The sequence below is a fragment of the Variovorax sp. S12S4 genome (assembly GCF_023195515.1).
In the GTDB taxonomy this organism is placed as follows: domain Bacteria; phylum Pseudomonadota; class Gammaproteobacteria; order Burkholderiales; family Burkholderiaceae_C; genus Variovorax.
The window spans coordinates 83196-109491 of the sequence record NZ_JALPKR020000002.1 but is presented as its reverse complement, the minus strand read 5'-3'; the positions used below and the strand labels follow the sequence as shown (position 1 = coordinate 109491).

At 66.6% G+C, this 26296-nt stretch carries 18 protein-coding genes and 2 pseudogenes; 10 read left to right on the top strand and 10 right to left on the bottom strand.

Features of this window, described 5'->3' with window-relative positions:
- Window positions 1–166 precede the first annotated feature (166 nt).
- The 4 genes from M0765_RS00855 to M0765_RS00840 are packed head-to-tail and all read left to right on the top strand — an operon-like array spanning window position 167 to window position 9342.
- On the top strand, window positions 167–1501 hold the full coding sequence (locus M0765_RS00855) for an efflux RND transporter periplasmic adaptor subunit (RefSeq protein ID WP_258501330.1): 1335 nt from the start codon (window positions 167–169) through the stop codon (window positions 1499–1501).
- A 43-nt stretch (window positions 1502–1544) separates the two neighbouring features.
- Complete coding sequence (locus tag M0765_RS00850; RefSeq protein ID WP_258501446.1) at window positions 1545–4652, top strand: efflux RND transporter permease subunit; 3108 nt, start codon at window positions 1545–1547, stop codon at window positions 4650–4652.
- A complete protein-coding gene (locus M0765_RS00845) occupies window positions 4649–7891 on the top strand; it encodes an efflux RND transporter permease subunit (protein WP_258501445.1) in 3243 nt (1080 codons plus the stop codon). Before M0765_RS00850 ends, M0765_RS00845 begins: the two co-directional genes overlap by 4 nt.
- Before the next feature lie 8 nt (window positions 7892–7899).
- Window positions 7900–9342, top strand: coding sequence for an efflux transporter outer membrane subunit (locus tag M0765_RS00840; protein ID WP_258501326.1), 1443 nt, complete (start codon window positions 7900–7902; stop codon window positions 9340–9342).
- A gap of 11 nt (window positions 9343–9353) precedes the next feature.
- Here M0765_RS00840 and M0765_RS00835 read toward each other — a convergent pair whose 3' ends face one another.
- Window positions 9354–9719, bottom strand: a complete 366-nt coding sequence (locus tag M0765_RS00835) for an SPW repeat protein (RefSeq protein WP_258501325.1) — start codon at window positions 9717–9719, stop codon at window positions 9354–9356.
- Between the two features lie 114 nt (window positions 9720–9833).
- Window positions 9834–10700 (bottom strand): MurR/RpiR family transcriptional regulator, encoded by an 867-nt coding sequence (locus M0765_RS00830; protein WP_258501324.1) that lies wholly within the window; start codon window positions 10698–10700, stop codon window positions 9834–9836.
- 144 nt (window positions 10701–10844) lie between these two features.
- Between M0765_RS00830 and M0765_RS00825 the strand changes: the two genes are divergently transcribed.
- From M0765_RS00825 to M0765_RS00810, 4 genes are all read left to right on the top strand, one after another.
- Window positions 10845–12179, top strand: coding sequence for an aspartate aminotransferase family protein (locus tag M0765_RS00825; protein WP_258501337.1), 1335 nt, complete (start codon window positions 10845–10847; stop codon window positions 12177–12179).
- Window positions 12180–12238: 59 nt separating this feature from the next.
- On the top strand, window positions 12239–13156 hold the full coding sequence (locus tag M0765_RS00820; protein WP_258501322.1) for a transporter substrate-binding domain-containing protein: 918 nt from the start codon (window positions 12239–12241) through the stop codon (window positions 13154–13156).
- A gap of 13 nt (window positions 13157–13169) precedes the next feature.
- A complete protein-coding gene (locus M0765_RS00815; protein ID WP_258501320.1) occupies window positions 13170–13835 on the top strand; it encodes an aspartate/glutamate racemase family protein in 666 nt (221 codons plus the stop codon).
- 81 nt (window positions 13836–13916) lie between these two features.
- Window positions 13917–14741 carry an undecaprenyl-diphosphate phosphatase gene (locus M0765_RS00810; RefSeq protein ID WP_258501319.1) on the top strand — a complete coding sequence of 275 codons (825 nt, stop codon included), beginning with the start codon at window positions 13917–13919 and terminating at the stop codon, window positions 14739–14741.
- 3 nt (window positions 14742–14744) lie between these two features.
- Here M0765_RS00810 and M0765_RS00805 read toward each other — a convergent pair whose 3' ends face one another.
- Window positions 14745–15428 carry a response regulator transcription factor gene (locus M0765_RS00805; protein ID WP_258501318.1) on the bottom strand — a complete coding sequence of 228 codons (684 nt, stop codon included), beginning with the start codon at window positions 15426–15428 and terminating at the stop codon, window positions 14745–14747.
- A 47-nt stretch (window positions 15429–15475) separates the two neighbouring features.
- A complete protein-coding gene (locus tag M0765_RS00800; protein WP_258501317.1) occupies window positions 15476–17368 on the bottom strand; it encodes a sensor histidine kinase in 1893 nt (630 codons plus the stop codon).
- 710 nt (window positions 17369–18078) lie between these two features.
- Between M0765_RS00800 and M0765_RS00795 the strand changes: the two genes are divergently transcribed.
- Complete coding sequence (locus M0765_RS00795) at window positions 18079–19353, top strand: YadA family autotransporter adhesin (RefSeq protein ID WP_258501316.1); 1275 nt, start codon at window positions 18079–18081, stop codon at window positions 19351–19353.
- Window positions 19354–19384: 31 nt separating this feature from the next.
- On the opposite strand, the gene M0765_RS00790 is transcribed toward M0765_RS00795, so the two are convergent.
- The 4 genes from M0765_RS00790 to mutS are packed head-to-tail and all read right to left on the bottom strand — an operon-like array spanning window position 19385 to window position 24450.
- Window positions 19385–20086, bottom strand: coding sequence for a response regulator transcription factor (locus M0765_RS00790; protein WP_258501315.1), 702 nt, complete (start codon window positions 20084–20086; stop codon window positions 19385–19387).
- Window positions 20087–20096: 10 nt separating this feature from the next.
- A complete protein-coding gene (locus M0765_RS00785; RefSeq protein WP_258501443.1) occupies window positions 20097–20906 on the bottom strand; it encodes an alpha/beta fold hydrolase in 810 nt (269 codons plus the stop codon).
- A 16-nt stretch (window positions 20907–20922) separates the two neighbouring features.
- The gene (locus tag M0765_RS00780; protein ID WP_157614818.1) at window positions 20923–21762 is read right to left on the bottom strand and encodes a proteasome-type protease; all 840 of its coding nucleotides are present in this window, start codon (window positions 21760–21762) and stop codon (window positions 20923–20925) included.
- A 27-nt stretch (window positions 21763–21789) separates the two neighbouring features.
- Window positions 21790–24450: a DNA mismatch repair protein MutS gene (gene mutS / locus M0765_RS00775; RefSeq protein ID WP_446751526.1), complete on the bottom strand. Its 2661-nt coding sequence runs from the start codon at window positions 24448–24450 to the stop codon at window positions 21790–21792.
- 175 nt (window positions 24451–24625) lie between these two features.
- Between mutS and M0765_RS00770 the strand changes: the two are divergent.
- Window positions 24626–25904: pseudogene (locus M0765_RS00770) on the top strand (tyrosine-type recombinase/integrase).
- A 69-nt stretch (window positions 25905–25973) separates the two neighbouring features.
- Here M0765_RS00770 and M0765_RS00765 read toward each other — a convergent pair.
- Together M0765_RS00765 and M0765_RS00760 are read right to left on the bottom strand one after the other, a co-directional pair.
- Window positions 25974–26123, bottom strand: a pseudogene (locus M0765_RS00765) (helix-turn-helix transcriptional regulator); the annotation flags it as partial.
- On the bottom strand, window positions 26124–26288 hold the full coding sequence (locus M0765_RS00760; RefSeq protein WP_258501442.1) for a hypothetical protein: 165 nt from the start codon (window positions 26286–26288) through the stop codon (window positions 26124–26126).
- Window positions 26289–26296 lie beyond the last annotated feature (8 nt).

Here is a 26296-nt window from a genome sequence, read left to right as displayed (position 1 = left end):
GGCCATGGGTCTGCGACGAAATGCAGGCCGGGCGCGCGGAATGCAGCCAACGGGCGCGAAACGCACCGTTTTCCGAAGCTTTACCGATGCTTTACGGTTCATAAGACAGGAGCGCTACGATCCAGCGCTCCACTAGCGGCCGTACTTGCGCATTGCCACACCACACATGGAATCACCGAACTCCGAGCCTTCTTCCGGCGATTCGCCTGCTGTTCAACCGGTACACCCCGCCTCGTCCCCGCCGCCCCGGCCGCCTTCGCGCCGCCGGCTCTGGCTTGGCAGCCTGATTGCGCTGCTGTTATTGCTGCTGCTGGGAGGCGGCGCCTGGTACCTCATCAACCGCAAGGCCAGCACCGCCGGCGGGCCGGGCTTCGGCGGCGCCACCGTTACCGTTGGCAATGCGATGGCGCGCGAGATCGAGCTGCCGGTGACCATCGACGCGCTCGGCACGGTCACGCCGCTCGCAACCATCACGCTCAGGGCGCAGGTGGGCGGGGTGCTCACCGAGGTGCTGTTCACCGAAGGGCAGACCGTCGCCAGGAACCAGCTGCTCGCGCGCATCGACCCCCGGCCCTACGAGCAGGCGCTGATGCAGGCACGCGGCACGCGCCAGCGCGACGAGGCGCAGCTCGAGGCCGCGCGCGTCACCCTCGCTCGCTACCGCACGCTGCTGGGGCAAGACTCCATCGCCCGGCAAGACGTGGACACCCAGGCCGCGCTGGTCCGGCAGCTCGAAGGCACGGTCACCACCGACCTGGCCGCCGAAGCCGCCGCCAAGCTGAACCTCGACTACACCCGCATCACAGCGCCAGTGGCCGGCCGCATCGGCCTGCGCGCGGTGGACGCGGGCAACACCGTCACGGCCAACGCGACCACGGGCATTGCGGTCATCACGCAGATGAACCCCATCGATGTGCAGTTCTCGGTGCCGCAAGATCGCGTGCCAGACATCCAGACGCAGCTTGCCAAGGGCGAGCCGCTGCCGGTTACCGCGTTCGACCGCACCCGCGCGGCAACGCTCGACACGGGCACCTTCTCCACGCTCGACAACGTGGTCGACACCACCACCGGCACCGTCAAGGCCAAGGCCCGCTTCGGCAATGCGCAGACCACGCTGTTCCCGAGCCAGTTCGTCAACGTGCAGATGCTGCTGCGCAAGGTGCGCGCGGTGGTGGTACCGGTCACGGCGGTGCGCACCGGCCCCAATGGCGACTATGTGTATGTCATCAACCAGGACCGCACCGTCTCGATGCGCCAGGTGAAGCGCGGCGAGGCGAATGTCGATGTGGTCGCCATCACTTCAGGCCTGCAGGCCGGCGAGAACGTGGTGACCGAAGGCGGCGACCGCATCAAGGACGGCGCCGTTGTTCAGCTGCAGGGCGAGCGCCCGGCCATGGGCCCGCGCGGCGGCGCCTCGGGGCCCCGCGGTGCGGCATCGGGCCCGCGCGGAGAGCGCGGCGAAGGCGGTGGAGAGCGGCGGCGCCAGCGCCCGCCGCAATGAAGAGCATCGGCATCAACCCACGGAACAAGCGAGCGCGTTCGCGATGAGCCCCTCACGCCCTTTTATCGATCGGCCGGTGGCCACGGCGCTGCTGATGGTGGCCATTGTGCTGGCCGGCTTCGTGGGCCTGCGGCTGCTGCCGCTGGCCGCACTGCCGCAGGTCGACTACCCGACCATCCAGGTGCAGACCCTCTACCCCGGCGCCAGCCCCGAGGTGATGAGCCGCACCGTTACCGCGCCGCTCGAGCGTCAGTTCGGGCAAATGGCCGGGCTCAACCGCATGAGCTCGGTGAGCTCAGCGGGCGTGTCGATCGTCACGCTGCAGTTCGCGCTCGACCAGACCCTCGACGTGGCCGAACAGCAGGTGCAGGCCGCCATCAATGCCGGCGGCTCGCTGCTGCCGGCCGACCTGCCGGCGCCGCCCGTGTACGCCAAGGTGAACCCGGCCGACGCGCCCATTCTCTCGCTGGCGGTGAGCTCCGAGACCATGCCGCTCACCGAGGTGCAGAACCTCGTGAACACGCGGCTCGCGCAGAAGATCAGCCAGGTCAGCGGCGTGGGGCTGGTGTCGCTTTCGGGCGGGCAGCGTCCGGCCGTGCGCATCCAGGCCGACACCAATGCGCTGGCTTCGGTCGGCATTGGGCTGGACACGCTGCGCAGCGCCATCACCGCGGCCAACGCCAACAGCGCCAAGGGCAGCTTCGACGGCCCGCGGCGGGCCTACACCATCAACGCCAACGACCAGCTCGTGACGGCGGACGACTACAAGAACCTCATCGTCGCGTGGAAGAACGGCGCGCCGGTGAAGATGACCGACGTGGCGCGCGTGGTCGACGGTGCCGAGAACACGCAGCTGGGCGCCTGGGCCGCGCTGCGCACCGGCGAGCAGCAACCCGCGCTGTACCCGGCCATCATCCTGAACGTGCAGCGCCAGCCGGGCGCCAACGTGATCGGCACGGTGGACGCCATCAAGAAGCAGCTGCCCGAACTCCAGGCCTCGTTGCCGGGCTCGCTCAAGGTGGAAGTGCTGAGCGACCGCACCACCGGCATCCGCGCCTCGGTCTCGCACGTGCAGCTCGAACTCGGGCTGGCCGTGGTGATGGTGGTGCTGGTGATCTTCTTCTTTTTGCACAGCGTGCGCGCGACCATCATCGCCAGCCTTGCGGTGCCGATCTCGCTCATCGGCACCTGCGGGCTGATGTACCTGCTGGGCTACAGCCTCAACAACCTGAGCCTGATGGCGCTGACCATTGCCACCGGCTTCGTGGTGGACGACGCGATCGTCATGATCGAGAACATCGCCCGCTACCTGGAAGAGGGCGACCCGCCGTTCAAGGCCGCGCTCAAGGGGGCCACGCAAATCGGCTTCACCATCATCTCGCTCACGGTGTCGCTCATCGCGGTGCTGATTCCGCTCTTGTTCATGGGCGACGTGGTGGGCCGGCTGTTCCGCGAGTTCGCCGTCACGCTGGCCATCACCATTTTGATTTCCGCCGTGGTGTCGCTCACGCTGGTGCCGATGATGTCGGCGCGCTGGCTCAAGCCGCAAGCCGAAGAGGGCGGGCGCTTCGGTGCCAGCGTGCAGCGCTTCTTCGACCGCGTGATTGCCCGCTACGACGTGTGGCTGCAATGGGTGCTGCGCCACCAGCCGCTGACGCTCATCGTGGCGGTGGCCACGCTGGCGCTTACCGTGCTGCTTTATGTGGTGATTCCCAAGGGCCTGTTTCCGACGCAGGACACCGGGCAGCTGCAGGCGCGCATCGAGGCGGCACAGGACGTGTCGTACACGCGCATGGCCGAGCTGCAGCAGCAAGCCGCCAATGCCATCCTGGCCGACCCCGAGGTGGCGAGCGTGAGCTCGGTGGTGGGCGTGGACGCGGCCAACAACACGGCGCTGAACACCGGCAGCATGCTCATCAACATGCGCGCCGACCGCGGCAACCAGGAAGACACGATGCAGCGCCTGCGCGAGCGGGTGCGCGCCGTGGCGGGCGTGACGCTGTATTTGCAGCCCACGCAAGACCTGACCATCGATGCCGAAACCGGTCCGACCGAGTTCCGCGTTTCGCTCGAAGGGGTGGACACCAACACCGTCGATGCCTGGGCGCAAAAGCTGGTGGAGCGCCTGCGCTCCGAACCGCTGGTGCGCAATGCCACCACCAACGCAGGCGCGAAGGGCCTGGCTGCCTATGTGGACATCGACCGCAACACGGCGTCGCGTCTCTCGGTCACGGCCAGTTCGGTGGACGACACGCTCTACAGCGCATTCGGCCAGCGCATCGTCTCGACCATCTTCACCGAAACCAACCAGTACCGCGTGATCCTGGAAGCGCAGCGCGAAGCCCTGGCCTCGCCGCAGCTCTTGGGCAACCTGCAGTTGCGCACCGGCAGCGGCGCGCCGACCACGCTGTCGTCGATTGCCACGGTGCGCGAGCAGTCCGCGCCGCTGCAAGTGACGCACGTGGCGCAGTACCCTGCGGCCACGGTGGGCTTCGACACGGCCGAGAACGTGGCGCTCGGCAAATCGGTGGCGGCCATTCGCGCGGCGGCAAAGGAAATCGGCATGCCGGCGAGCATGACGATGAGCTTCCTGGGTGCGGCGGGGGCCTACGAAAAGTCGCTCTCCAACCAGCTGTGGCTCATTCTGGCGGCGGTGGTGTGCGTGTACATCGTGCTGGGCGTGCTGTATGAGAGCTACATCCATCCGCTCACGATTCTCTCGACGCTGCCTTCGGCCGGCGTGGGCGCGTTGCTTGCGCTCATGGTCACGGGCAACGACCTGGGCGTGATCGGCATCATCGGCATCATCTTGCTGATCGGCATCGTGAAGAAGAACGCAATCATGATGATCGACTTTGCCATTGACGCCGAGCGTCGCGAGGGCAAGTCGCCGCAGGAGGCCATTCACCAGGCGGCGCTCCTGCGCTTCCGGCCCATTCTGATGACGACGCTGGCGGCGCTTTTTGCGGCGCTGCCGCTGATGTTCGGCTGGGGCGAGGGCGCAGAGCTGCGCCGGCCGCTGGGCCTGGCCATCTTCGGCGGCCTGGTGGTGAGCCAGGTGCTCACGCTGTTCACCACGCCGGTGGTGTACCTGGCCTTTGACCGCATGGGCCGCCGATTCGGGCGCAAGCGGGAGGCTGTGGCCGAATGAACCTCTCCAGGCCTTTCGTCGAACGCCCGATCGCCACGGTCTTGTTGACCGTCGGCATCGCGCTGGCCGGGATTGCGGCGTTCTTCGTGCTGCCTGTGTCGCCGCTGCCGCAGGTCGACTTTCCGACCATTTCGGTGACCGCCAGCCTCGCGGGTGCGAGCCCGAGCACCATGGCGTCGAGCGTTGCCACGCCGCTGGAGCGGCGGCTGGGCGTAATTGCTGGCGTGAACGAGCTCACCTCGACCAGCTCGAACGGCTCGACCCGCATCAGCCTGCAGTTCGACCTGAAGCGCAACATCGACAGCGCCGCGCGCGAGGTGCAGGCGGCCATCAACGCGGCGCGGGCCGACCTGCCGGCCACCCTGCGCAGCAACCCGACCTACCGCAAGCGCAACCCGACGGCCGCGCCCATTGCGATCCTGGCGCTCACCTCCAAGACGCGCACGCCGGGGCAGATCTACGAGGCCGTGTCCAACATCGTGAGCCAGAAGCTCTCGCAGGTGGAAGGCGTGGGCGAGGTCGAGATCGGCGGCGGCTCGCTGCCGGCCGTGCGGGTGGAACTGGAGCCTTTCTCGCTCAACCGGTTCGGCATCAGCAGCGAAGACGTGCGCGCCGCCATCCAGGCCAACAACGCCAACCGGCCCAAAGGCGCGATCGAGAACGATGACCGCCGGCTGCAGATCTACACGCCCTCGCCGGGCCGCCACGCCGTGGAGTACCGCGACATGGTCATTGCCTGGCGCAACGGCGCGGCCGTGCGGCTGGGAGATGTGGCGCGGGTGATCGACAGCGTGGAGAACACGCGCACGCTGGGCCTCTTCAACGGCCAGCCTGCGGTGATCGTGCTGGTGACGCAGGAGCCCGGCGCCAACATCATCGAAACCGTGGATGGCGTGCGCGAACTGCTGCCCGAACTCCGCGCGCAGCTGCCGCAGGACATCGAGGTGCAGGTGGCTTCGGACCGCACCAACTCCATCCGCGCCTCGCTGCGCGAGATCGAGGCCACGCTCATGATCTCCATTGCGCTGGTGGTGCTGGTAGTCGGCCTCTTCTTGCGCAAGGCGCGCGCCACCATCATTCCCGCGGTTGCCACGGTGGTGTCGCTGCTCGGCACCTTCGGCGTGATGCACCTGCTGGGCTACAGCCTCAACAACCTGAGCCTGATGGCGCTCACCGTGGCGACCGGCTTTGTGGTGGACGACGCCATCGTGGTGCTCGAAAACACCAGCCGCCACATCGAGGCCGGCATGGGCCGCGTGGAGGCTGCGCTGCGCGGTGCGCGCGAGGTGGGCTTTACCGTGCTGTCGATCAGCCTCTCGCTGGTGGCGGTGTTCATTCCGCTGCTGTTCATGGATGGGCAGATCGGCCGGCTGTTCCGCGAATTCGCGGTCACGCTGTCGGTGTCAGTGCTGATCTCGCTGGTCATATCGCTCACCACCACGCCGATGCTCTGCGCCATGCTGCTCAAGCCCGAGGAGCCCAATGCCAAGCCGCCGGGGCGCTTGGCGCGCATGTCGGAAGGCGTGTACCAGTGGAGCCTGCGCACCTATGCCCACAGCCTCGACTGGGCGCTCGCGAGCAAGGCCGTGGTCATGGTGGTGCTGCTGGCGGTGGTCGGCCTGAACTTCTACCTGTTCGCCGCCATTCCCAAGGGCTACTTCCCCGAGCAGGACAATGGACAGCTGAATGCGGGCCTGCGCGCGGACCAGAGCATTTCATCGGTGGCACTGAGCGAAAAGCTGCGCCAGGCGGTCGACATCATTCACAAGGACCCGGCCGTCGATTCCGTGGTGGGCTTTGCGGGCGGCAGCCGCTCGGGTGGCGGTTTCATGTTCGTCAATCTCAAGCCGCTGTCGCAGCGCACCGAAAAGACCGCGGCGGTCGTCAACCGGCTGCGGCCGCAGCTCAACCAGCTGACCGGCCTGCGCGTGTTCCTGAGCCCGGTGCAAGACCTGCGCATGGGCGGGCGTTCGAGCAATTCGACCTACCAGTACACGCTGAAAGGCGACAACCTTGCCGACCTGCGCACCTGGACTGCGAAGCTGGCCGACCGGCTGCGCCAGGAAACCGCGCTCACCGACGTGGACAGCGACCAAGCCGACAACGGGGTGGAAACCTTCGTCGACGTGGACCGCGACAGCGCCGCGCGGCTGGGCGTGACCTCGAGCGCGGTCGACAACGCGCTCTACAACGCCTACGGCCAGCGCTCGGTTGCCACCATCTACGACGAGCTCAACCAGTATTCCGTCATCATGGAATGGGCCCCGCGCTACCAGCGCGCGCCCGTGGTGCTGAAGGACCTGTACGTGCCTTCGACGCTCACCACCAGCACCACCGCGAGCGGCGCCACCACCGTGAGCTCGCTGGCCAACACCACCGACGCGAGCACCGGCACATCGACCACCACGTCGGCCAACCCGGGGCTGCGTACCGCTTCCACGGGCCAGGCGCTGGCGGCCAACACCACGCTCATGGTGCCGCTCTCGGCCATTGCCAAGGTGAGCGAGCGGGCGGTGCCCAGCTCCATCGACCACCAGGACACCGAGCTCGCGAGCACCGTCTCGTTCAACCTGGGCGAGGGCGTCACGCTGCAGGATGCGCGGCGCATCGTCGCGCAGGCCGAGGCGGACATTGCCATGCCCGTGAATGTGCGCGGCAGCTTCCAGGGCACGGCGCTGGCGGCGCAGCAATCGCAGGGGCAGCAGCTGGCGCTCATCGTGGCCGCCATCGTGGTCATCTACATCGTGCTGGGCGTGCTTTATGAAAGCCTGATCCACCCGATCACCGTGCTCACCACGCTGCCTTCTGCGGGCGTGGGCGCGGTGCTGGCGCTGCTGCTGTTCCGCATGGAGTTTTCGATCATTGCGCTGATCGGGCTCTTCCTACTGATCGGCATCGTGAAGAAGAACGCGATCCTGATCATCGACTTTGCGCTCGAGGCCGAGCGTGCGCGCGGCATTTCGGCCGTGGAAGCGGTGCGCGAGGCCTGCCTGCTGCGCTTCCGGCCGATTCTCATGACCACGCTCGCTGCCGCGCTGGGCGCGTTGCCGCTGGCCATCGGCTTCGGCCAGGGCTCCGAGCTGCGCCAGCCGCTGGGCGTCGCGATCATCGGCGGCCTGGTGGCGAGCCAGCTGCTTACGCTGCTGACAACGCCTGTGGTCTATGTGCTGCTCGACAAGCTGCGCCGCCGCTCCGGCAACGAGCGCCACCTGAGCCGCGCCGCAAGCTCGCCGACATGAACAGAAGAATGAACGAACCTGCCATGAAACAACGACCACGCATTCGCTCGCATCTGCCCGGCAGGCTGTCCGCACTCGTGTTGGCCGCCATGGTGGCCGGCTGCGCCGTAGGTCCCACATACCAGGTGCCAAGCTCGGCCGCTCCTGTCGAATGGAAAGAGCAGAAGGCCGCCGAAGGCTGGCTGCCCGCCGCGCCGGCCGACGCGCTCGACCGCGGCGAATGGTGGAAGCTTTTCGGCGATGCGACGCTCGACGAGCTGGCTGCCCGCGTGCAGGTGTCGAACCAGAACATTGCCGCGGCCGTGGCCAACTACGCGCAGGCCCAGGCACTGGTGCGCGGAGAGCGCGCCGCGCTGTTCCCGACGGTGTCGCTCGACGGCAGCGGCAGGCGGAGCGGCAACGCCGGCAGCACCAGCAACGCAAGCAGCACTTTTGCCGCAACGCTGGGTGTCGATTGGGCGCCCGATGTGTGGGGCCGGCTGCGTCAGGCCGTGAGCAGCGCGCAGGCCAATGCAGAGGCCAGCGAGGCCGATCTCGCTTCGGCGCGACTCTCGGCCATTGGCGACCTGGCCACCAACTACTTCTCGCTGCGCGAAACCGATGCCGAGATCGTGCTGCTCGACCAGACCATCGAGGGCTACCAGCGCGCCTTCGAGATCACGAACAACCGATACAAGGCCGGCATTGCCGCGCAGACCGACGTGCTGCAGGCACAGACCCAGCTCGTCAGCGCCCAGGCCGAGCGCGTGGGCTTGCAGCGCACCCGCGCCACGCTGGAGCACGCCATCGCCATGCTGGTGGGCGTGGCGCCGGCCGACTTCAGCCTGCCCGCGGCGCAGTGGACGCCCACGGTACCGGGGATTCCGACTGGCGTGCCATCGACGCTGCTGCAGCGCCGGCCCGACATCGCGGCGGCCGAGCGCGCGGTGGCGGCCGCCAATGCGCAGATCGGCATTGCGCGCTCGGCGTACTTTCCCAACTTCGGGCTCAGCGCCTCGGTGGGCGGCAACGCAAGCCGCGTGAAAGACCTGTTCAACGCATCCAACACGCTGTGGGCGCTCGGCCTTTCGGTGGCGCAGGTGGTGTTCGACGCGGGCGCCATCGGCGCGAGCGTCGATTCGGCCAAGGCGGGCCACGAAGCCAGCGTGGCGCGTTACCGGCAGACGGTGCTCACCGCTTTCCAGGCCGTGGAAGACCAGCTCACCGCCGGTGCCGCGCTGGCACAGCAGGAAGGCCTGCGGCGCGAAGCCTCGGCCGCGGCCGACAAGACCGAGCAGCAGTTGCTCAACCGCTATCGCGCCGGCCAGGTCAGCTACACCGAGGTGGTCACTGCGCAGGCAGCCGCGTTGAACGCACGCCGCACGCTGGTGCAGCTGCTTGTAAATCGCCAGACCGCCGCAGTGGCGCTCATCCAAGCCCTCGGCGGCGGCTGGCAGGCTGGGGCAACGTAATCAACGTGCCTTCAGTGCGCGTGACGGTCCATCGACCCGCCCAGGTAGTCCTTGTCGGTCACAAGCACCCAGAGCGCAAGCACCAGGATGGCCGCGGACACGAGCACCGCGTTGACCATTGCGTTCTCGACGGTGGCAAAGCCGAGTACCCAGGGGGATACGGCCAGCCAGATCGCGAGCGCGCCTTCGGTCCACTCTTCCCAAGCACGCGGAACCAGGGTCGCCCCCAGCGCCACGGCGCCCAGTGCGATACCGGTCACTACCGTGCTCCACATCGCGAAGGTCACGTCCTGGAAACCCAGGACCCAGGGCGAGACGATCAGCCACACACCCAGAACGATGTTGACCGGGTCTTGCCAGTGTTTCACTTGCTTCATGGTCATTACCTCCTGTCGCAGCACAAAGCCGCGACAGCTGTTTGACCGGGCGGTTTTGCGCGGGTTCCGCAATGCGGCACCGCAGCATGCGATTGGTTGGCCGCACCTATTTTTCTAGCTACCGCGCGCCACCGGCGGCACCAGGTACGCGCCTGATTCGAACAGCTGCGCCTCCGCCTGGTCGATGCGCCGGATCACCGGCTTGCCCGCGCGGCTCGCGAGCAGTTCGACCAGCGCCTCTGTCACGGCCACGCCGGCCGCCACCGAGGGAAAGAACGAGGGGCTGTTGATCGTGAAGAGCAGCGTTTCGTCCGCCAGCAGCGACAGCGGCGAAGCCACGCTGTCGGTAATGGCAACGATGCGGCAGCCCGCCGCCTTGGCCGCCTCCGTCACCTGCAGCGCCTCGCGCGAGTAGGGCATGAAGCTGGCCACCACCAGCGCATCGCCCTTGGCAAAGGCGCGCTGCTGCATTTCGAGCGAGCCGCCCTGGCCGTCGACCAGGTGCACGCTGGCGCGGAAGAGCCGGTACACGTAGACGAACGAGAACGCGATCGGAAAGCAGGCCCTGAACCCCGCCGCGTGCACCGCGGGCGCCTTCTCGATCAATGCGCAGGCCTTTTGCAGCGCCTGCTCGCTCTGCTGGTGCGTGGCCTCCAGGTTGCGGCGCTGCACTTCGAACATCTCGCCCGTGAGGCTCCTGTCCTGCGCGCGGCCGATGAGCTGCTTGGCGCGCCCGCCGTAGGTTTCTGTGCCCAGGCCCATGTCGCCGGCAAAGGCTTCCTTCAGCTGCGGCCAGCCCGCATAGCCCAGGTGCTGCGCAAATCGCACCAGCGTGGCGGGCGTGCTTTGCGCGCGCGTGCCCACGTTGCGCATCGACGTGGTCACCACTTCGTTCGGATGGTCGAGCACATAGCGCGCCACCTGCTGCAAGGCGGGGCTCAGTTCGTTGAAACGCTGGCGGATCTGGTCTCTGGCGCCCATGGCGGTGTCTCTTTGGCAGCTGCTGTTGGAACGAATGTACCGGACATGGAACAACAGCAGTTGACGGAACAAATGTTCCAAACAATAATCCGTCGAAACGTTAGTTCCAAACGCGAATCCGCCATCTTGCTGCCACCCGCCACCATGACGCACGTCTTTCACCGCCACCTTTGCCAGAGCCCGCCGGTTGCCGCGGGCTCCAATGGCATGTTCATCCGCGACGCCGAAGGGCGCGAATACCTCGACGCCTCGGGCGGCGCAGCCGTGTCTTCGCTCGGCCATGCGCACCCCGAAGTGCTGGCCGCCATGCACGCGCAGCTCGACAAGCTGGCGTACGCGCACACCAGCTTCTTCACCAGCGAGGTGGCCGAGCAGTTGGCCGACGAGCTGATTTCCTCGGCGCCCGAAGGCATGAGCCATGTGTACCTGGTGAGTGGCGGCTCCGAGGCGGTGGAGGCGGCGCTGAAGATGGCGCGGCAGTACTTCGTAGAGATTGGCCAGCCGCAGCGCACGCACTTCATCGCGCGCCGCCAGAGCTATCACGGCAACACGCTGGGCGCGCTTGCAGTGGGCGGCAATGCGTGGCGCCGCGAACCGTTCGCGCCCATTCTGGTGCCGGCCACGCACGTCGCGCCGTGCTACCCGTACCGCGAGCAGCGGGCCGATGAAAGCGCCGAGCAATACGGCTTGCGCCTCGCGGCCGAGCTCGAGGCTGCCATCGTCGCGCAGGGCGCCGATCGTGTAATCGCCTTCGTGGCCGAAACAGTGGGCGGCGCCACGGCCGGTGTGCTCACGCCGGTGCCGGGCTACTTCAAGGCCGTGCGCGCGGTGTGCGACAAATATGGCGTGCTGCTGATCCTCGATGAAGTGATGTGCGGCATGGGCCGAACGGGCACGCTGCACGCCTGCGAGCAGGAGGGCGTGGTGCCCGACCTCATGACCATTGCCAAGGGCCTTGGCGGTGGCTACCAGCCGATTGGCGCGGTGCTGGCGCAGCGAAAGATCGTCGATGCCATGTCGAAGGGCAGCGGCTTTTTCCAGCACGGCCATACCTACCTCGGCCATCCGATGGCCTGCGCGGCGGCGCTCGCGGTGCAGCAGGTGATCCGGCGCGACGGCCTCGTTGCCAAGGTGCGCGACGACGGCGTGGCGTTCGGCGCCATGCTGGCCGAGGCGCTCGGCGGCCACCCGCATGTCGGCGACATCCGCGGTCGCGGCTTTTTCTGGGGCATCGAGCTCGTGGCCGACCGTGCGAGCAAGGCACCGTTCGATCCGTCCTTGAAGGTCAACGCAGCCATCAAGAAAGACGCCATGGCGCGCGGCCTGCTGTGCTACCCCTTCGGCGGCACCGTAGATGGCCGACAGGGCGACCACGTGCTGCTCGCGCCGCCTTTTATCGCCACGCGGCAAGACCTGCGGGAAATCGCCGCCCGCCTCGCGGCTTCCATCGATGCGGTGACGAGCGCCGCCGCGCGCTGACGACCGCTCTCGAATTTCTTTCGCTGTTTTTTTCAACCGCCGTTCCGAGGAGCGCTTCCATGCCCAAGCTTCGTCTGCCGATTCCCTTCGGTGCTGCCGCTCTCGCGGTGGCCTTCGCCCTGTTGTTGCCGCATACGGCCGCGCGGGCCCAGGACAACAACGACACGCTCGCCAAGATCAAGGCGAGCGGCGCCATCACCTTCGGGTACCGCGAGTCGTCGTTCGGCTTCTCCTACCTCGACGGCGCCCTGAAGCCCGTGGGCTACAGCATCGAGATCTGCAACCGCATCGTCGAAGCGGTGAAGAGCGAGCTGAAGCTGCCGGCCATCGAGATCAAATACCAGGCCGTGACCTCGGCCAACCGCATTCCGCTGGTGCAGAACGGCACGGTCGACATCGAGTGCGGCTCCACCACCAACTTGGTCGAGCGCCAGAAGCAGGTGGCGTTTTCACCGGACATCTTCCGCTACAACGTGCGCATGCTGGTCAAGGCCGATTCGGGCATCAAGAGCATTGCCGACCTGCAGGGCAAGACCGTGGTCACCACCACCGGCACCACCTCGTTCCGCCTGCTGCGCGAGGCCGACAAGGGCCGCAACCTCGAGGTGAACAACCTCGGCGGCAAGGACCACAGCGATTCGTTCCTGCTGGTGGAAAGCGGCAGGGCGCAGGCCTTTGTGCTCGACGACATCCTGCTGGCCGGGCAGATTGCGAACGCGCGCAACCCGAAGGACTTTGTCATTACCGGCGAGAGCCTGCGCACCGAGAACCAGTCGCTCATGTTCCGCAAGGACGACCCGGCCTTCAAGGCGCTGGTCGACCGCGTGGTGTCGGGCATGATGAAGTCGGGCGAAATGGAAAAGCTCTACAGCAAGTGGTTCATGTCGCCGATTCCGCCCAAGGGCATCAACATCAACTACCCGCTCAACGCCGAGACGAAGGAGGCCTTTGCCAACCCGTCGTCCAAGGGCATCTGACGATTCCTGCCGCATGATCCGCATCGCCCTGATCCACGCGCTTTCTCATTCGGTTGCGCCCATCAACGCCGCCTTCGAGCGCGACTGGCCCGAGGCCGAGCGCATGAACCTGCTGGACGACAGCCTCTCGGCCGACCTGGCACGCGGCGGCCGGGGGCTCGACGCCGCGATGCACGAGCGCTTTCAGCGGCTTGCGCAGTACGCGGTCGACACCGGCGCGCAGGGCATTCTCTTCACCTGTTCGGCCTTCGGCCCGTGCATCGAGGCGGTAGCAAAGCGGCACGCGGGCATTCCGGTGCTCAAGCCCAACGAGGCGATGGTGGCCGAGGCCGTGCAGGCGCAAGGCCAAGGGCAGGGCCGGCTCGGCCTCATTGCAACCTTCGCAGCCACGCTGGCGTCGATGCCGCTCGAGTTCCCGCCCGGCTTCGATTTGGATCCCGCCTTGGCCGAAGGCGCGCTCGACGCGCTGAATGCCGGCGATACGGCGCGGCACGACGCCCTGATTGCCGCGCAGGCACTGGCCCTGCGCGAGCGCGGCTGCACGCGCATTGCGCTCGCACAGTTCAGCATGGCGCGCGCCCGTGCCGCCTGCGAGCAAGCCAGCGGCCTGCCGGTGCTCACCACCGTAGACAGCGCCGTGCGAGCGCTGCGAGCGCGCTCCGGGCAGGGCCCCCGATAAAAGCCCGCAGCCGCACGGGGCCGCCTGAACCCGGCCTGACTCGATGCCTCGCCATAATTGGCGCTCTTTAAAGGAGTAAGCGTGGACATCGTTTTGCTGGTGAAGGCCGCTGTCATGGGCATTGTCGAGGGGCTGACAGAGTTTCTGCCGATCTCGTCGACCGGGCATCTGATTCTTGCGGGCTCGCTGCTCGGCTTCGACGACGCCAAGGCCAAGGTGTTCGACATTGCCATTCAGACGGGTGCGATCTTCGCGGTGATCCTGGTGTACTGGCAGAAGATCCACTCCACCGTGGTGGCGCTGCCGCGGCAGCCCAAGGCCAGGCGCCTGGCCATCAACGTGGTCATCGGCTTTCTGCCCGCCGTGGTGCTGGGCCTGATTTTCGGCAAGATGATCAAGGCGCATCTCTTCACCCCGGTGGTCGTGGCAAGTACTTTCATCATCGGCGGCTTCATCATCCTATGGGCCGAGAAGCGGCCGCCCGGTTCGGTGCGCATCGAGCATGTCGACGACATGACGACGTGGGACGCCCTCAAGGTGGGCCTGGTGCAGTGCTTTGCAATGATTCCGGGCACCAGCCGCAGCGGTTCGACCATCATCGGCGGCATGCTGCTGGGCCTCTCGCGCCAGGCGGCCACCGATTTTTCGTTCTTCCTGGCCATTCCGACGCTCATCGGCGCCGGGGCCTACAGCCTCTACAAGGAGCGCGCGCTGCTGTCGGTGGCCGACATTCCGCTGTTCTCGGTGGGGCTGGTGTTTTCGTTTTTGAGCGCGTGGCTCTGCGTGCGCTGGCTGCTGCGGTACATCAGCACGCACAACTTCATTCCCTTTGCGTGGTACCGCATCGCCTTCGGCATCGTGGTGCTGGCCACGGCGTGGACCGGCATGGTGGTCTGGGCGGAGTAAGCCTCAGCGCGAAAAGGAATCTTCGCCGCCCGCGTGCGCCGTCTCGGCCCGCGAGCCGAGCGCCAACTTCCTGTAGATGCCCTTGGTGCGGCGCTCCAACGCCAGCTTGGGCGCCGAAAGCGTTTCGGCAATGTCGCTGTAGCTGCGCCCCTGCACCACCAGCTCGAGCATCTTGCGTTCGCGCAGCGACAGCGTCGTGTCCGAATCGGCCGGTGAATCGGCCGCGTGACTCGAGTCCCACGCCAGGATGCGCCGCGCAATGGCTGCGTCGATCGGCGCGCCGCCTTGCTCGATGCTGCGCAGGCCGATGCTGAGCTCGAGATCGTCGCGCTCCTTCAGCAGGTAGGCCATCGCGCCGGCGCGCAGCGCTGAAAAAATGGTTTCGTCGGTGCGCTTCGCGGAAACCGCGACGGCGGGCACTTTCGGTTGGTGGGCCTGCAGCCAGTCGATGAGTTCGATACCGCTGCCATCGGGCAAGCCGATGTCCACAAGAGCCACACCAAAACGCTGGCTCTCGAGCAGTTGCATGGCCGTCTCACCGCTCTCGGTCCAGACGATCTGGGGCTCGTCGCATCCGAGCGTCGACAGGATGTAGCGAAAACGTTCCTGCATCGACGGATCGTTTTCGACGACGAGCGTCGGACTCAGAGAAACGGCTTCAACGGCTTCCGGGTAGGAAGTTGACATTTGCTCGACATTTTGAAGCGGCGACCGATGAACTGGGACGTTTTTACTTATTTTCGTCCATTGTTACCGATGATTGCAATTTGTATCGCCCCGTTTATTCCCGTCTTGACAGGCATGCGCAGCGCGAGCTGAGTGGCACCCGGGCGAGACTCCAAATGGAGCTCGGCGCCCAGCCTGCGGGCGCGTGCGTGCAGGCTGCGCAGACCCGAGCCGCCGCCCTTGGCAGCGTCTGCCACGACAAAGCCTTGGCCGTCGTCGCGCACGTCGAGTTGCAGGTCGGCGCCGGCGCAGGTTACGGCCACATCCACACGTCGGCCGCCGCTGTGCTTGAGGGTGTTCGTCAGCGCCTCCTGCAAAAAACGCAGCAGGTCGAGGCTTTGCGAGGGCGGCAGCTCGAGCGTCTCGATGCCTGACACCTGCCACCGGCAGTCGATGCCGTTGGCGTCGAGCAGCTGCGAAGTGCGATGCCGCAGGGGCGCGAGCAGCTCGCCGAACGCGCGTGCGCCGTCGTGACGGCCCGTGGCGTCGATGATGAGCCGCAAGTCGTCGCGCAGGCTCTTGAGCATGGCGAGAAGGGCCGGTGCCGAAAGCTCCTCCGGCCTGCGCTCAAGCGTTGCAATGCTGCCGACCAGCATGCCGCCCAGGCCGTCGTGCAGGTCGCTCGCAAGATTGACGCGCTCGCCGATGCGCGCATGCGCGAGCTCCAGCGCGTGCTGCTGCGCAAGCGTGGCGGCCAGTTCCGACTTGGCGGCGTTCACTTCTTCGATCAGCTCGGTGTTGAAGTTCTCGATGCGCTTCAGGCTGCTCACGAAGCGGCCGGCCTGCGTCAGCGCCATGCCCAGCAGCAAGCCATATGAGGACATGGTCGTGTAGTAGATGTTGCTGTCGATCACCTGGGTGAACACCAGCAGGTCGTGAGCGCCGGTTACCGCCGACAGTGCCATGAAGGGCGCAAGCGAACGCATGGGGCTGCCCCGGTGCCGCGCGGCGTGAACCAGCGAGGCGCTGTTCACGGCAATGATCGTGAGGCCGCCCACCAGCGTCCAAAGGGCGCGATGGGTGACCAGGTTCGCGGAACCGGCAAGCCACAGGTCGAGCACGCCGGCCACCGCGACCAGCAGCGCAAAGCCTTCCAGGCGCGGCATGCGGCGCTCGCAGAAGCGCAGCGCAAAAACGGCATAAGACACGCTGAACAGAAGCAGCAGCGAGGTGTTCGACGCCTGCCAGCTGTGGTTGCTCGCAAAAGGCCAGGGGCTGGTCGCGATCTGGTTGTAGCCGAACAGCAGCCACAGCACCGACATCAAAGCAAACCAGCCATAGGCCGTTTCGCGCCGCCGCAATAGCCAAAGCGCAGCGAAGAAGGCCGACACCGCCGCGCTCACCGCCAGGCCGAGCATCTGGAGATCGCGGCGCAAGAGACGCTCATGCCCGTATGCCGCCTGCATGGCCGCGGGTACGCCGAGGCTGACCGGACCGAGCCCTGCCTGATAGGCCGAAAGTCCCGAAACCCGTATCAGCAGCGTGTTGCGGCCCGTCTGCAGCAGCGGCGGGGCCAGCAGCCAGTAGCGCGGGCTGTTCCAGGCACGGGTAAGCGGCTCGACCAGGCTCTCGTCGCGCCAGATGGGTGTGCCGTTGAGCGACACCGCACCGGCCATGTTGAGGTAGTGCAGCAGCAAGCCGGTTTCGGCTACTTGCGTGGGCTGGTTCCAGGTCAACCGGTACCAGACCACGCCGTCGAAGCCGGGCCAGCGCGCGGCCCAGCTGTCGGGCAGGGTGACGGGTGCCCAGCCGTCGGCCGGAGGTGCGGCCTCGTTCCATCCAGTGCCGCGCACCGCTTCTACGTGGATATCAGGCGAGGGCTGCGCTACGGCGGAGCCGGCCGCCAAGAGAAGCACGCATGCGCCGATCAGCTTGCAAAACCATGCCTTCGGTCCCGACAAGCGGCGGCCTCGGTGTGCAAACGGAAGGCCAGCCTGCAGCGCAGCTTCTTCATCAGGCATTTCATTTACCAATTTTCGGGGATGGCCTAGTAGAGACCGAAAACACACACTTTGTCTCTATTGTTTTGTTTGCTTTCAAGAAAGAAGAAGCCATGGCATTCCCGACCCGCGCTGCCGTTGCGCACGAAGTGCAGCGCAAAAAGCCGAACAGAAAAGGGCTGACGCGGGGAGCGCTTGGGCATCTGCCAGCCCTTTCGCTGCTGTGTGCGAGCAGCGCTTTCGCGGCCGGATTTGTCGAGGGCTCCGCGGGCAATGTCGGCCCCGGAACCATCAACGGAACGGCGGGAACGGGAGGCGCCGCGGCCAGTGTCTCGGGAGACGGGGCCACCGCACTTGGTGCGGGCGGCGATGGCGGCGTAGGAACGGCCGGTGGCACCGGCGGTACGGGCGGGGCGGGGGCCAGCGCAACTGCGAACGGGGCAACGGCCATCGGAGGCGGAGGAACCGGCGCGCTCGGCGGGGCGGGGGAACGGGGGCACAGGGGGCGCGGGGCCCAAGCCTCGGCGAGCGGTGCGATTGCGCTCGGCGCGGGAAGCGTGGGCCCCGAGGCTTGCTGCCTCGACACCGGCCCGACAGGTGGCAGCGGGGCCCAGGCCTCGGGCACTGCCGCGATCGCCATCGGGAGCGCTTCAGGGACCAGCCAAGGCGCCGTGGCATCCGGCAGCGGCAGCACTGCGATCGGTGGCGCCAACGGCGGAGCCTCGGGCGCGGCCGCATTGGCCACGGGTAGCGTGGCGATGGGTTCCGGCAGCCGGGTCGCGAGCGGCGCGAACGGCAGCGTGGCCATCGGCGCGAATTCTGTCGCTACGGCGGCCAACACGGTGTCTTTCGGGAGCGCGGGCCAGACGCGCGGCCTGGTCAACGTGAGCGCCGGAGCGGTGACCGCCGCAAGCACCGATGCAGTCAACGGCAGCCAGCTGTACACCGTGCAGCAGACAGCCAACACGGCGGTATCCGCAGCCTCGGCCGCACAAGGCACGGCCGACTCCGCGCTCGGCCTGGCGCAGAACTCGGCGCAGTACGGCGCGGGCGGCACTTCGCTGCAACTCAATGCCAACGGCGGCGCCGGCACCACCATCAGCAACGTCGGTGCGGGCCAGGTGGCAACCGATGCCGCCAATGTGGGACAGGTGCAGCAGGCTCAGCAGACCGCCATCACCACGGCAAACAACTTCACCGTTCAGCAGGTCACGGCATTGCAGGCCTTGATGAACCAGGCACTGTCCAGCGGGGTCTGCGCGGTGGGAGCGGGCGGCGCCGTGGCCTGCGGGCCTGGGGCGGGCGCTAGCGGTGCCGGCAGCACGTCGATGGGCACCAATGCACAGGCCAATGGCCAGGACACCGTGGCCGTCGGCAACGGTGCACAAGCCAGCCATGCGGGTTCGGTAGCCATTGGTGCCGGCGCCAGGGCGCTGGCAGACCCCACCACGGCCGTCGGCAACAACGCGGTGGCCACGGGCAACAACGCCGTGGCGCTGGGAGCCAACACGCTGGCATCGGGCAGCAACGCGGTCGCGCTGGGCCAGGGATCGGTGGCCGACCGTGACAGCACCGTGTCGGTGGGCAACGCCGCCACCGGTCTGTTGCGCAGCATTGCGAACGTCGCGCCCGGCCTGCTGGGCACCGATGCCGTCAACGTCAACCAGCTGCAGCAGGCGGTGAGCAACGCGACCAGCCAGGCCAACGCCTTTGCAGCGCAGGGCGTTGCGGCCGCACTGGCCATGCCTTCGATGCCGACCTTGGCCGTGGGCAAGAAATGGATGGGGGCCGCCATGGGCAACTACGCCGGAGCTTCGGCCGTCGGCTTCGCTTTCGGCTATCAGGTCAGCGACAACTTCAACCTGGGGCTGGGTGTTTCCACCGCGACCAGCAGCGGCAGCAGCAACCGCATTGCAGCCCGTGTGCAGGCGGGCTACGCCTGGTGAGGCGCTAAGAAAAGAAAGAGCGAGGTGCCGGTCAGGGCAGCAGCCCGTGCCTGCGGCCCTGGTAGACGGCCTCGGTGCGAGACGTGACGGCCAGCTTGCGGTAGATGTTCTTGGTGTGGCATTCCACCGTCAGCTTCGAGATCGACAGCAGCTCTGCCATGTCGCGGTTGCTGAGCCCTTGCGACACGAGCTCGAGAATTCTCAACTCTCGCGGTGTCAGCGCCACGGGCAGCGGGGCAGGCGCATCGGCTGCCACCGCCGGCAAAGCCAGCTGCGTTGCCAGCCAAGCGAGGATGTGGCGTGCAATGGCTGGGTCGATCGGCGCACCCCCTTGTTCGATGCTGCGCAGCGCAATGCTGAGCTCGAGGTCGTCGCGCTCCTTCAGCAGGTAGCCGATGGCGCCGGCTCGCAGCGCCGCGAAAATGGTTTCTTCGGTGCGCCAGGCTGAAATCACCACGGCAGGCACCTTGGGATGCGCCGCCTGCATCCAGCCGATGAGTTCGACCCCGCTGCCGTCCGGCAGGCCGATGTCGACCAGCGCGACCCCAAAGCTCTGTGTGCGAAGCAGTTCCTTTGCCGAGGCAATGCTCTCCGCCCAGGCGATCTGCGGGCCACCGTAGCCGAGCATGGCCAACACGCGGCCCAGGCGCTCGCGCATTGCGGGGTCGTCTTCGACAACCAGCGAAGGGCTCAGGGAGACCGCTTCAATCACTGCCGGTTGGGAGGAAGACATGGGGCTCCGATCAGTCCAGCAGGTTGCGCAGCGCCGCCTCGACTGCCGCCGCCGTGGCCAGCGGCTTTTCCATGGGAAACAGGTGCGTGCCGTCGAGCATTGCAATACGGCCCTTGGTCACCTTCTGGGTCATGGCCATGCCCACCTGCTTCATCTCGGCCGATTGGCGCCCGCCGATGAAGGCCACCTTGCACTTGAGCGGATGGCGGCGCAGCAGCGCGCCCAGGTTGTGGGGCAAGGTGTTGTAGATGGCCGTTTCCACGTTGCGGTCGAAGCTCAGTTCGCGCGTGTCTTCGCTGTCGAAGGTGCCGTGGTCGATGTAGTCGTGCAGCACCTGCTCGTCCCACTTGGCAAAGGCCTTCTTGCTGCGGAAGTGCTCGAACACGGCTTCGCGGTGCTCCCACTTGTTCTTGCGCCGGCGGCTGATGGCGCCGGGCGACACGGTCTTCATGAGCGGGGTGCGCTTGACCAGGCTCAGCGTGTTTGCGCGCCAGCCGCCCAGAATCGGCGAGTCGAGCAGCACCACGCCGCGGGCGAGCGCCGGATGCAGCGCCGCGCACATCAGGCTCAAGAATCCGCCGAGCGAATGGCCGACCAGAAACACCGGGCCGCCGGCACTGTCGGCGTGCTGCTTGGCAAAGTCGGCCAACTGCTGCACCAGGTGCGGCCAGTTGTCGGTGACGGGGTACTTCGGGTCGTGCCCGAACTTCTCTATGGCGTCGACCTCGAAGCCGCGGTTGCGCAGGCTGTCTAAAACGACGCGGTAGGTGCTCGCCGGAAAGCTGTTGCCGTGCGAGAAGACGATGGGCGGCATCGCCATGGCTGCTGCGCCGGGCTCAGATGAGCTTTTCGTCGGGCGTGGAAATCTTGCGCAGCGGGCTGTGCCGCGTGGCCGGCATCTTCAGCGGATGCTGGGTGGCGGAGTCGTCCCACACCGGGTCTTCAATGCTGTCGAACACCTCGCGCAGCTTCTGGCCCCAGCTGTTGTGCATCATGCGGTAGTAGGGGTTGTCGGCGTCGATGCAGATCACGCGGTCGGTTTCGAACTTGTTGGCCTCGTACACCACCAGGTCGAGCGGCAGGCCCACCGAGAGGTTCGACTTCATGGTCGAGTCCATCGACACCAGCGCGCACTTGGCGGCTTCGTCGAGCGGGGTTTCGGGCGTGAGCACGCGGTCGAGCACCGGCTTGCCGTACTTCGATTCGCCCACCTGGAAGTAGGGCGTCTCGGTGGTGGCCTCGATGAAGTTGCCCGCCGAATACACCAGGAAGAGGCGCATGCCTTCGCCCTTGACCTGCCCGCCGAAGATGAACGACACGTTGAAGTCGAGCCCCGCATGCTTGAGCGCCTCGGCGTCGCGGTCGTACACGTGGCGCACGGCCGAGCCGAGCACGCGCGCGGCATCGAACATGCTCTTGGCGTTCCAGATGGTGATGGGGTCGCCCTGCGAGCCGTCTTCACGGGTTTCGCGCAGCTCTTCTATCTGCAAGATTTCGCGCACCGACTGCGAGATGCTCAGGTTGCCCGAAGACAGCAGCACCATGACACGGTCGCCCGGCTGCTCGTAGACGATCATCTTGCGGAAGGTGCTGATGTGGTCCACGCCCGCGTTGGTGCGCGAGTCGGAGAGAAACACCAGGCCGGCGTTGAGTTTGATGCCTACGCAATAAGTCATTTTTTCATCTCGCACGAAGGATGCCCGCTACGCGGCGCCGCGTTCGCGCGTGTTCAGTTTTTGTAAGGCATAGAGCGCGTCGAGCGCCTCCCGTGGCGTCATCGCGTCGGGGTCGAGCGCGGCCAGGGCGGATTCTACGGCGCTGGCCATGGGCGTTTCGGCCGCCGGGGGCGGGGCAAACAGATCGACTTGCGCACGCGTTTGGGCGTGCTGCGACTCCAGCGCCTCGAGCGCTTGCCGCGCATGGTTGACCACCGCGGCCGGCATGCCTGCGAGCCGCGCCACCTGAATGCCGTAGCTCTTGCTGGCCGGGCCGGGCTGCATTTCGTGCAAGAACACGATGTCGCGGCCCGCCTCCGTGGCGCTCACGTGCATGTTCACCGCGCAGTGGTGCGTGGCCGGAAACTCGGTCAGCTCGAAGTAGTGGGTGGCAAAGAGCGTGAAGGCCTTGCTGCGGTCGTGCAGTTGGGCCGCAATGCCGGCGGCCAGCGCCAGGCCGTCGAAGGTACTGGTGCCGCGGCCGATTTCGTCCATGAGCACCAGCGACTGCGCGGTGGCGCTGTGCAAAATTTGCGCAGCCTCGGTCATCTCGAGCATGAAGGTCGACTGCGCGTTGGCCAGGTCGTCCGCCGCGCCAATGCGGGTGTGAATCGCGTCGATGGGCCCCAGCCGGCAGGCCGCCGCGGGCACGTGCGAGCCAATGGAAGCCAGCAGCACGATGATCGCCACCTGCCGCATGTAGGTCGATTTACCGCCCATGTTGGGGCCGGTGATGACTTGCATGCGCTGCTGCGGCCCCAGCACCGTGTCGTTGGCGATGAACCCGCCGGAAGACTTTTCGGCCAGCCGCGCTTCCACCACCGGGTGCCGACCCTGCTGGATCTCGATGCAGGGGTGCGAAACGAAGCTCGGCGCGCGCCAGTGCAGCGTGTGCGAGCGCTCGGCCAGCGCGCAGAGCGCGTCGAGCGTGGCAATGGCGCCGGCCAGTTGCGTGAGCGCCGGCACCGAGGGCTGCAGCGCATCGAGCAGCTGCTCGTAGAGCCACTTTTCGCGGGCGAGGGCCCGGTCTTGCGCGCTCAGCGCCTTGTCTTCGAAAGCCTTCAGCTCGGGCGTGATGAAGCGCTCGGCGTTCTTCAGGGTCTGGCGGCGGCGGTAGTTGTCGGGCACCTTCGAGAGCGCGCTTTGCGTGACCTCGATGTAGAAGCCGTGCACGCGGTTGAACTGCACCCGCAGGTTGCTGATGCCGGTGCGCTCGCGTTCGCTCACTTCGAGCTTCAGCAGGAAGTCGTCGCAGTTCTCGCTGATGGCGCGCAGCTCGTCGAGCTCGGCGTCGTGGCCGGTGGCAATCACGCCGCCGTCGCGCACCAGCGCCGACGGGTCGGGCTTGATGGCGCTTGTCAGCAGGGCTGCGCAGCCGGGCGGCGGCGCAAGGCGCTCGGCGATCTGGTCGAGCAGCGCGGCCGAGCCGGGCAGAAGCGGCGACAACTGTTCTGCCTTGGCCAGTGCAAGCCGCAGCGCCAGCAGTTCGCGCGGGCGCACCTGGCGCAGGGCAATGCGCGCCGCAATGCGCTCCACGTCGCTCGTGTTCTTGAGTTGTTCGCGCAGCGTGCGCCAGGGCGCGGCCGTGCCGCCCAGCACCGTCGACTGCAGCGCACCGATGGCTTCGAGCCGCGCCTGCGCCTCGCTGCGGTCGCGCCGGGGCGACAGCAGCCAGCGCTTCAGCAAGCGGCTGCCCATGCCCGTCATGCAGGTGTCGAGCAGCGAGAACATGGTGGGCGAATCTTCGCCGCGCAGCGTTTGCACCAGCTCCAGGTTGCGCCGCGTGGTGGGCGGCAGCTCGATCAGGTCGCCGTCGCGCTCCACCGAAAGGCGCTGCAGGTGCGAAAGCGCGCGGCCCTGCGTGTGCTCGGCATAGCCCAGCAGCGCGGCGGCGGCGGCATGCGCGTTGGCGAGCGATTCGGCGTTCCACGCGGCCAGGCTCTTGCTGCCCATTTGCTCGCTGAGCTTGCGTTCGCCCAGGCCGCCGTCGAACTGCCAGGCCGGGCGGATGGACAGCGTGAAAGGCGTGGCTGCGCGTGCGGCCTTCAGGCGCTGCTCGAAAGCCGGCGTTACCTCGGCGCTGTACAGCAGCTCGCTTGGGGCGATGCGTGCAATCCAGGTTTCGAGCGCGTCGGCCGGGCATTCGGCCAGCCGCAGCTCGGCGCCCGTGACGCTGAGCCATGCCAGGCCGCAAAAATTGCGCGTGCCCGCATGCACGGCAAGCAGCAGCGATTCGCTCTTGTCGTTGAGCAGCTCCGAATCGGTCAGCGTGCCGGGCGTAACCACCCGCACCACCTTGCGCTCGACCGGCCCCTTGCTGGCACCGACTTCGCCCACCTGCTCGCAAATGGCCACCGATTCGCCCAGCTTGATGAGCCGTGCAAGATAAGTATCGACTGCATGAAAGGGCACGCCGCACATCACCACCGGCTGGCCGGCCGACTGGCCGCGCTGGGTGAGCGTGATGTCGAGCAGGCGCGCGGCCTTTTCGGCGTCGGCCCAGAACAGCTCGTAGAAATCGCCCATCCGGTAGAACAGCAGCGTGTCCGGATGGTTGGCCTTGAGGCCCAGGTACTGCGCCATCATTGGCGTGTGCCCTAAAAATGCGTCTTTGCCAAGGCCTTGATTTTCAACGCCTTTTTCATTCATCCCTTTGATTTCATTGGGAATTTCGCGATCTGTGACTGACTTGTTCAACTTGCGGAAGCTTTAGAAAACGTGGCTACACTTTCGGCGCTGGCGTAGCTTTTTGAGCTGCTGACCTTCAAAGTTACGCCAAGGGGCGTGATGGGTCATCAGGAAACCTACGCCGCCGGAACTTTCCATGCACTTCAACGCGCACGCTGCGAAAGCGCTGCTGCCCGGCCAGCACATTATGGTGGACGGATATCCCGGGCTGCGCCTTGAGGCGACGGCCACGACGCGCACCTGGGTCTACCGCTTCAAGTCTCCAGTCGACGGCAACATGCGCCAGCGCAAGATCGGGCGCTGGCCAGCGATGTCGCTGCCCAAGGCGGCAGCCGCATGGGAAGAGCTGCGCGCGCTGCGCGAGACGGGCGTGGATCCTGCGCTCGACCAGAAGGCCGAGAAAGCCAAGAAGGTGGTGGCGGTCAAGGAGGCCCGCGCCGGCGTCTATACCGTGCGCCGCCTGGTCGACGACTACCTGAACGGCCACATCGACGTGCACCGCAAGGAGAAGGGCGCAGCCGAGGTGCGACGCATGATGGATCAGAACCTTGGCGCGCTGGGACTGGTTGCGGCCGCTACGCTCAAGCGGTCGCAAGCGTTCAACTTCCTGGAGGGGTTGGCAAAAACGCCAGTGCAGGCGGCGAGTATCCGCGGCGAACTTGGTGCGGCCTGGGACTATGCGCTGGACGCTGGTCGCATTCCAGAGGAAACGCCGAACTGGTGGCGGCTCATCATGCGGGGCAAGTTGCGCAGCAAGGGACGCAAACTGCAGGGCGAATCGACGGGGCCGGTGAAGCGCGTCCTGAAGGATGCCGAAGTAGGCACGCTGATTCGCTGGCTTCCCAACTTCACGCGCCTGGCCGACGACGCGCTGACGCTCTATCTCTGGACGTGCACCCGCGGCGCCGAGATCATGGCCATAGAGGCCGAAGAGGTCACCGACGAGAAGGATGGCCTTTGGTGGACGGTGCCGAAGGCGAAGACCAAGAATGCGCGGCACGAGAATGCAATGGACCTGCGCGTGCCGCTGTGCGGGCGAGCCGCGGAGGTGGTTCGCCGGCGCCTGGAGGCCACGCCGACGGGGTATCTTTTTCCCTCAAGGGGTCGGATGGGCCACGTCGAGCAGAAGACCATTGGTGTGGCGGTGCATTACCGGATGCCCTACTGCAACACCTATCCGGAGCACGAGCGTGCGCGGCTCCCCGTGACGAAGTGGGCGCCGCACGACTTGCGCCGAACTGGGCGCACGATCCTCGCGTCACTCGGCTGCCCGGCAGAGATCGGCGAAGCGATCCTCAGGGCACCTGCTGCCGGGCGTTGAAGGCATCTACAACCTGTATGCCTACGACCGCGAGCGGCGCGAGTGGCTGCAGAAGCTCAGTGAGCGCCTGGAACATCTTGCGAATCAGCGTTGAGCTTCCGTCCACTCGTGTTCTTCGGGGGAGCAATTCGGAAACTGGGCGGTTTTCCGCCCACTCTTCAATCTCTCGCACCAGCCACGCCACGCGGCGGCCGGACAACACGCGGGGCTTCGGAAACTCGTTTTCCCGCACCAGCTTTTCAACAGTCGACTCCGACAGCGCAACGGCCTCGCACACGGCGGCCTTATCGAGATAAAAGTGTCGTGCGCCCATCTATTTCTCCAGTTCAGATAGCGCGTCCTCGCGCGCTTGGTCGAGTGCGATGGTCATGATGATTCCGTGCTGAGTGGCGTAGCCGACAACCTGCTGCGGGTGCATCGGCGGCGCCTGGATCTCTGTGGCGCGGACGCGCTCGGGGGAGGTGTCGAAGAAGTTCATACTGCAGT